6 protein-coding genes and 1 pseudogene are annotated in these 7,399 nt (G+C 63.6%); all 7 read right to left on the bottom strand.

Going from position 1 to position 7,399, the window contains the following annotated elements:
• Window positions 1-137: 137 nt before the first annotated feature.
• Window positions 138-1,367, bottom strand: coding sequence for an aminotransferase class I/II-fold pyridoxal phosphate-dependent enzyme (locus RKE29_RS26280; protein ID WP_312008143.1), 1,230 nt, complete (start codon window positions 1,365-1,367; stop codon window positions 138-140).
• Window positions 1,364-2,173 (bottom strand): hypothetical protein, encoded by an 810-nt coding sequence (locus RKE29_RS26275; RefSeq protein WP_312008142.1) that lies wholly within the window; start codon window positions 2,171-2,173, stop codon window positions 1,364-1,366. Before RKE29_RS26275 ends, RKE29_RS26280 begins: the two co-directional genes overlap by 4 nt.
• Before the next feature lie 20 nt (window positions 2,174-2,193).
• Entirely contained in the window at window positions 2,194-2,889 is a 696-nt protein-coding gene (locus RKE29_RS26270; RefSeq protein ID WP_312008141.1) for an SDR family oxidoreductase, read from the bottom strand.
• Between the two features lie 13 nt (window positions 2,890-2,902).
• A complete protein-coding gene (locus RKE29_RS26265; RefSeq protein WP_312008140.1) occupies window positions 2,903-3,598 on the bottom strand; it encodes a hypothetical protein in 696 nt (231 codons plus the stop codon).
• Window positions 3,595-4,560, bottom strand: a complete 966-nt coding sequence (locus RKE29_RS26260; protein ID WP_312008139.1) for a radical SAM protein — start codon at window positions 4,558-4,560, stop codon at window positions 3,595-3,597. Before RKE29_RS26260 ends, RKE29_RS26265 begins: the two co-directional genes overlap by 4 nt.
• A 221-nt stretch (window positions 4,561-4,781) precedes the next feature.
• A pseudogene (locus RKE29_RS30875) lies at window positions 4,782-5,405 on the bottom strand (phosphotransferase); the annotation flags it as partial.
• Between the two features lie 193 nt (window positions 5,406-5,598).
• On the bottom strand, window positions 5,599-7,089 hold the full coding sequence (lysX, locus tag RKE29_RS26255) for a bifunctional lysylphosphatidylglycerol synthetase/lysine--tRNA ligase LysX (protein WP_312008138.1): 1,491 nt from the start codon (window positions 7,087-7,089) through the stop codon (window positions 5,599-5,601).
• Between the last annotated feature and the right edge of the window lie 310 nt (window positions 7,090-7,399).

Here is a 7,399-nt window from a genome sequence, read left to right as displayed (position 1 = left end):
CGGTTCCAGCGGCTCGAACCCGGCGTCCCGCATGCCCTTCTCGGCCCAGGCGGCGGTGACCTCGCGGTGTGAGCGCTCCTCGGCGTCTTCCAGGTCCTGCGGGGCGGGGTCGGCCACTTGCGGCCCGAGGTCATCCGCTATTCCTGTGAGTACAGCAATCCGGGTCGAATTTCTTCGATTCTTCCGAGAAGCCCATCTATGTGCTCCTTGTCGTGCATGGCCGACACAGTGAGGCGAATACGGCAGGTCTCCGGAGAGACGGCCGGCGGGGTGACGGCGACACACCAGTACCCCTTGTCGAGCATGAATTCCTCGAACTTTGCGGCTGCCTGTGGTGTACCCATGTGGAGGGGGATGATGGGCCCATCGCCGGGCGGCTGAAGCCCCATGCGGGCGAGTCCAGCCCGAAGCCGACGCACGTTAGCCCAGAGGGCATCGCGTATTCCCGGCTCACTGCGAAGGATTCGCAGGGCTGCAATGGTCGCTGCGGCCTGCTCTGCCGGCAGACTTGAGGTGAAGCGGTAGCCCGAACTGAAGGTACGGAGCATGGTGACAGTCCGCTCATCACCTAGGACGGCTCCTCCCATGCCCCCAAAGGCTTTGCTGAGCGTGGCGACCTGGAGGGGGATTCGGCCGGTGAGGCCGAAGTGGTCGGGGGTGCCGGAACCGTCTGCCCCGTACACTCCGGTGCCGTGAGCATCGTCCACCATGAGGACAGCGCCGTAGGTATCGCACGCCTCTACCAGGCGGGGGAGGTCTGCCAGGTCTCCATCCATGCTGAACACACCTTCGGTGACAACGAGAACAGCACATCCCTGGTGCGCTGCGAGTATCTCGGCCAGGTGTTCGGCATCGTTGTGCCGAAACCGAAACCGCTCGGCGGATGATTGGCGTGCGCCCATCTGAATGCTTCGATGGCACAGCTCATCGTAGATGACCACCGGTCGGACGGGTGGTGGGGAGCCGTACCAGCGGCGGGCCAGTCCGCCAGCATCGAGAATGCCATGGACCGCGGCGATATTGGCCAGCAGCCCGGTTGCCGTGATGAGAGCGGACCGCTGCTTCTTGAACTCGGCGAGTTCGTATTCAAGCTGTTCGAGCAGCGCGAGGTTGCCGCCGAGCCGACGGGACTCGCTGGTGGCGTGGGTGTGCTCGCGCAGGGCTTGGGCCGCGGCGGCCCTTACCTCGGGGCGATGGTTGAGGCCGAGGTAGTTGTTGGAGCAGAAGGAGACCACGGTACGGCCGCCGTGGAGGCGTACATGCGGCGTGGGCAGGGTGTCGCTGCGTCGCTCCGGTGGCAGGAGTCCACGGACGGCCAGCCAGTCATGAGCGGCGTAGAGATCGGCAAGTAACGTCGGCGTATTCATCTGGCGAGTTGGAGGCTGGAGGTCACAGTGAGCAGAGGTGAGGCGTGGAAGCCTGTCTGACGACGGTCGACCAGATCCGTGACCCAGCGCAGGATTCCCTTGGGATCGGCACAGTAGCTGCCATCCGCGTGAGATTTCAGTACGCTACGCGCAGCCAGGTCTGCGAGGGCCTGTCGGCAGCTATATAATTCCAACTCGGCGAATCGCCGATAGCCTGGATGAACGCCGAAACCGCCGTTGGGGTGCGTGTGGTCGAGGACGCGGGCCAGGACGTCCTCGGTGTGGAATTCCCTGCCAGTGAGGTCGGGGAGACAAAGGGCTGCTACGGTAGCCCATGCTTGTCTGCGTAGCCCCATAAGGACGTCTGAGTCGCCGGCTACACGTCGGCTGAAGGCCGAGGCACCCATCCAGGCCAAGTACCACGTCTCCTCGGTGGTGTTCCAGTAGGAGTCGTCTACCTGCCCGAGAAGCGCTGGCCGACCATTGATCACGGGAATTCCGCGACCTGATGCAGCGTCGTGGGCCTGGCCGATGGTGAGGTATTCGCCGGGGTAGCGGCGGTCGAGGCACATTCCGTGCCGGTCGTGAAGGCGGCTGTAGTCGTCGATGAAACAGATGAGGCGGTCAAAGAGCGCCCGGTCCGGCCTGGTGCCCGTGGGAAGGAGGACGTTGACGTCGATGTCACTGCGTCCGCGGACGGCAGCCCCGTAGGGCAGGCTTCCGCTGGTGAATGCCACAACGGTGTCGGGAATATGAAATTTGACCAGCTTTCCGAGCTCCTCGTGGATACGATCACTCTCTTCCACTCCAATTATCTCGCCGCGCGTCACAGGTCACCGGCCGCGTTGTTGATGAACAGCGTCTCGACGCAGGCTTGCCGAGGAAGCCGGATCGCCGCGACGGTCAGCTCGGCGATGGACCTGGCATCCATGAATTCCTTCTTCTCCTCAGGCGGCAGATGGTCGTACGAGGGGGTATCGACCGAACCGGGCTGGATACACGTCACGCGGATCCGGCGGGCCCGGAACTCCTCCCGTATGCTCGCGGCGAACCCCTCCAGCGCGTGCTTGGAGGCACAATAGAGGGACCAATCGGCAAATCCCCTGCGGCCTGCGATGGACGAGACGAACGTGATCACCGCTTCGCCGTCACGAAGCAGTGGCGCGAACGCCTGGGTGGAGAAGACCGCCCCGGCCACGTTGGTGTCGCACAGTTCGTCGTACTGGGCACGGCTGACGGAGACCAGCGGTGTCGGGTAGCCAACTCCCGCGCACAGGACCAAGGCATCCACGTGTCCGGATGAGCTCGCTACGGTGTCAGCGGACTCCTTGATTGCGTCGATGTCGCGAATGTCGACATCGTGCACGATGCAACCATCATGCGCGGCGTGGGCGCAGCTACTGGCTCGCCTCGCAAGGACGTGGACCCTCCAGCCGAGGTGGAGCAGCAGGGTGCTGATCGCCTCACCGATACCGAGGCTCCCCCCTGTGACGACCGCGACACGTTCAGTGCTCTCGCTCATTACTGGCCTCCGGTCAGTCGTCTCGGATGGTCTGGCATATTTCGTCTATCGCGGGAGTGATGCGCTCCGGATCGCTGGTGAACACGTCGCCGTCGCGATTGTGGTCCGAGATGACGAGCAGGCAACGCAGGTGTTGGCCGGCGAGGTTGGCCGCAGCGAACAGGTGAGCACTCTCCATGTCGACACAGTCAGCCGCACCCACGAGCTGATCGTGGAGAAGGGTGGAGTCGGCCAGGCACTCGACCGTTGCAGCGACCGCGCCAGACGCCAACGGCTTTGCCGGATGGCCACGACGGCAGTAGGTCGACAAGTTCATCGCAGGGGCCGATGGCCCCTCCGCAGTAGCGGAGGAGGCCGCGATGAAGGCGGATTCCGGATCCACTGTGGCGCCGATCGGCTGGTTTTGCAGGCCACCTGCCAGGCCGACAAACGTCACCCGTGTCGCCTCGGGAAGAGCGAAAACGATGTCCTTGGCAGCAGTCCCTTGGGGAACCTCCACGACGGCAATGTCCCCGAGCAGGGATGTGCGCCACCACCCGGCACACTCCTTTCCACCGCGGGCCAAGGCTGTGTGGATACTGCGAATGGGGGTAAGGAACACTTCGGGACCGAGCCAGTCACAACCGAGCAGTGTCATACGTGCCCGTCGCCGCCACTGTTCGTCCGGAATTTTGGTCTTGCTGGAGACCAGCCCTTCCGATGCGGTCATGACGAGCTTACCGGAAGCGTCATCACCGGAAGTGGGCAGGCGGTGGCTAACTTTCGGACCGGGCGCATCATGGCTTCCACCCCTGTGCGCAACTCGGTGAAGGGCGTCTCCTTCAGATTTCCCAGACGGAACCGCTCCTCGTCCAGCTTGTAGAGCCATGAGCATGTGGCCAGGTCTCCGTTCGGTGCCACAAAGAACACCGACTGTCCCGCTGGGCACCCCATAACGTCGCTGGGCTGAGGTCTCCCGAGGCTATGATCGATCTGCACGCCGATCTGCTGGTACGTCGCCTGGAGTTCCGTAAGCTCGTCGAACAGTTTCTGCTTTCGTCCGGCAGGCAGTGCCAGTCCCGGGTGACGCGCCGCACGCCCTGCGGGGAACACAGAGTTGATCACCAGTGCCTCGACGCCCATACGTGCCATCTCTGCGCAGAACTCAGCGATGTGATCGACGTTCCCCGGGTGGGCGACATGAGATACTCGGACCGGAACTCCAGAAATCAGAAGGCGTTTAACGGAAGTTATGGCCCGGTCGAAAGACGTCGGTTTGAGGCGCACGAGTTTCTGAGTCTCTCGATTGTGCCCGTCTACGCTCACCGTTATTCGGCGCAGAGCCGTCCCGGACAGTGCGTCCGCAATTTCCTGGGTGATGAAGTAGCCATTCGTGTTGACATATACTTCGGCCACCTTCTGGTCAATGGCGGAGATAATGTCGACGAGATCGCGCCGGGCGAACGGTTCCCCTCCGGTCAGATAGAACTCGGTCACCCCGGAAGAGGTCATCTCCTGCACGGTATCGAGAAAACGGGAGGTGCTGAGATCGTCCGTTCGGGGAATCTGCGGCGAGGAATCTGACAGGCAATGCGTGCACGACAGGTTGCAGTAGTTGGTGACCTCCCATACGACCGTGGCACCCTTGGCGGGAGGACGGAACCGGCAACGATCCCCTGTCTCCTTGGCCATAGCTCCCCCCTTTCAGCTGCTTCGATTCCAAGAGCTGCGTTGCCGAGCACGGCGTGTTCGAACCCGTCCGTCACCAGGCGATGGCGACGATGCCACGCCGTGCACTGAACAGCCCAAACGGCGATGGCTCCAGCCATCCGGTCGGCCAGGAAAATTTCCGTTTTCCTTTCCATCATCAACCGTCCCCGCCGCAGCAATTGCAAGCGCATGGTTTCCGTCAGGCTCACCGACGGAGTCAGGCACAGGGCTGCCAGATCATGCAGTGGATCTCCGGGACCGTAGAACTCGTAGTCCAACAGCCACGCCCGCGGTTGCCCAGGATCAACAAGCATGTTGGGAGGGGTGGCGTCCCCATGGCAGGGCACTCGTAACGGATTCTGTAGCGCCCGGTGGAGCGCTTGACCGCTGGCCGACGTGCGAGAGGCAAGAACTGTGGCCAACTCGACCTGTAACTCACTGAATTGAGGAGGCGGGTCTTCAGGCCACGGTCCGGGAAGCCCTACCGAAGCAACTACCGTCTCCAGCACTACGTGCATCCACACCGCTGGGTCGCCCGCCGCTGGATCATCGAGCCTCACACCGGGGAGCTCTTCCAGAACCAACGTCAGCGGATTGCGGCGGTGTTCCAGAACACGTGGGGCGAGACCGTCCGGCATCTGCCGTAACGCGCGCAACTCCCGCTCGTACGGGTCTGTGGCGGCGTACCGCTTGATATACCTCGGAATCTCCGTGCCCGAGCTTCCCGACCCTTGCACATACCACAGTGAACGCCCTGGGCGATCGACATGGATGGATCTCCACCCGGCGGAGCACCCTTCCTCGCTCGAAGAACCGACCGAGCTCATGTCCATGGGAAACTCCTCAACTGCACGTTTGCCGTAAGGCAGAAAATTTTCACCCGTGCTGCAACGGTCGGGCACACGATCACAGCGGTCCGGCTGGCAGGGCACGGCCCCGCCGGCCTCGATCCCGCATCAGTGTCCGCCAGCAAGTTGTCGGTCAGTCACGCAAGATCGAGACCAGAGCGCTGGGGGCGTGTCAGCTGGGCTTCACCAGAGGGAACAGGATGGTTTCGCGGATATTCTTGCCGGTGAAGGCCATAATCAGACGGTCGATGCCCATTCCCATGCCGCCTGTGGGGGGCATTCCGTATTCGAGGGCGCGGAGGAATTCCTCGTCGAGCTGCATGGCTTCTGGGTCACCGCCCGCGGCCAGCAGGGACTGCTCGGTGAGGCGACGACGCTGCTCGATGGGATCGACCAGTTCCGAGTAGGCGGTGGCCATTTCGGAGCCGAAGCCGATCAGGTCCCACTTCTCGGCCAGGAGCGGCTCGGAGCGGTGCTGGCGGGTCAACGGCGAAGTCTCGACCGGGTAGTCCATGACGAACGTGGGCTGCATGAGCGTGTGCTCGATGAGCTTCTCGAACAACTCCTGAATGAGCTTGCCCTGACCCCACGTGGGGTCCCACTCGACCGCGCGGGCGTCGGCGAGCTTGCGGACATCCTCGATTGGGGTATGCGTGGTGATCTCCTCGCCGAGGGCGTCGGAGACCAGGCCGTAGACGGTCTTCCGCGGCCACTCGGCGATACCCAGGTCGTACTCGACCTTGTTGTGGACGATCACGCTTGTGCCCAGCGCGGCCACGATGGCCTGCTGAATCGACCGCTGGGTGAGGTCGGCCATGTCGTTGTAGTCGAGATAGGTGCCGTAGGTCTCAAGCATCGTGAACTCGGGGTTGTGCGTGGAGTCCGCGCCCTCGTTCCGGAAGTTCCGGTTGATCTCGAAGACCTTCTCGATGCCGCCGACGACGAGCCGCTTCAGGTACAGCTCGATCGCGATCCGGAGATACAGTTCCATGTTGTAGGCGTTGATGTGGGTCTTGAACGGCCGGGCCGCCGCGCCACCATGGATCGGCTGGAGCATGGGCGTTTCGACCTCAAGGTAGCCCTCAGAGTGCCAGAAATCCCGGATCGCCCGCACGGTGTCGCTGCGCAAGGTGGCCATCTTGCGGGCCTCGTCGTTGACGATGAGGTCGAGATAGCGGTAGCGGACGCGCGCCTCGGGGCCGGTGAGCCCGGCGTGCTTCTCCGGCAGCGGCCGAAGGCACTTCGACGTGATTGCCCAGCTCTCCGCCATGATCGACAGTTCGCCCCGCTTGGACGAGATGACCTCGCCCGTCACGCCGACGTGGTCGCCGAGGTCGACGTCGCGCTTCCACGCCGCGAGAGCCTCCTCACCGACGCCCGCCAGAGAGACCATTACCTGAATATCGGCGGTCCCGTCCCGCAGAGTGGCGAAGCAGAGCTTGCCGCCGATCCGCGACAGCATGACCCGGCCCGTGATTCCAGCTTTCTCCCCGGTCGCGCTGTCGGCTTCCAACTCGGGGTACTTCGCCCGAATCTCGCCGATGGTGTGCGTGCGAGGGTAGGTCACCGGCCACGGTTCGACGCCGTTCTCACGGAGCCGCGCCACCTTCTCCAGGCGGACGCGCATCTGCTCCGGGGCGTCTTGGTAGGTCTCGTCACTCATGATCTCAAGGATAGGCGGCAGAGCCACGCCTCCGGTGCGTTTGACATCGGTCTCCCGCGAAGAGGGTTGCCTGAGGTCGGTCGACAAAGGGAAAGTTCCTCTGAACTGCAACGATAGGGTCTTGATTGGTGGGAGGTGGTAGGCCGGTGCTGCCGCCAGGGCGCCTCTTCCAGGCGACTGCCGACGGCCCGGCCCGGCCGGGTGGCTCCTGAAGGGGAGAGCGGGGCCGGGCCGGACGGGCCGGGGGAGTATCGGACGACTGGCGCGCTCCCGCCTCGGTTGAGGGGGTGGTGCTTGTTCAGGGCCGGGG

This window comes from Streptomyces sp. B1866 (assembly GCF_031932565.1).
Taxonomy (GTDB): domain Bacteria; phylum Actinomycetota; class Actinomycetes; order Streptomycetales; family Streptomycetaceae; genus Streptomyces.
Note: the sequence above shows the minus strand (reverse complement) of the source record. Positions and strands in the feature narration are given on the sequence as shown.

Bases quoted from the DNA above. Each gene is read 5' to 3' on its own strand.
- RKE29_RS26270 (WP_312008141.1), bottom strand. From the start codon at position 2,889: ATGAGCGAGAGCACTGAACGTGTCGCGGTCGTCACAGGGGGGAGCCTC.
- RKE29_RS26280 (WP_312008143.1), bottom strand. From the start codon at position 1,367: ATGAATACGCCGACGTTACTTGCCGATCTCTACGCCGCTCATGACTGG.
- lysX (WP_312008138.1), bottom strand. From the start codon at position 7,089: ATGAGTGACGAGACCTACCAAGACGCCCCGGAGCAGATGCGCGTCCGC.
- RKE29_RS26260 (WP_312008139.1), bottom strand. From the start codon at position 4,560: ATGGCCAAGGAGACAGGGGATCGTTGCCGGTTCCGTCCTCCCGCCAAG.
- RKE29_RS26265 (WP_312008140.1), bottom strand. From the start codon at position 3,598: ATGACCGCATCGGAAGGGCTGGTCTCCAGCAAGACCAAAATTCCGGAC.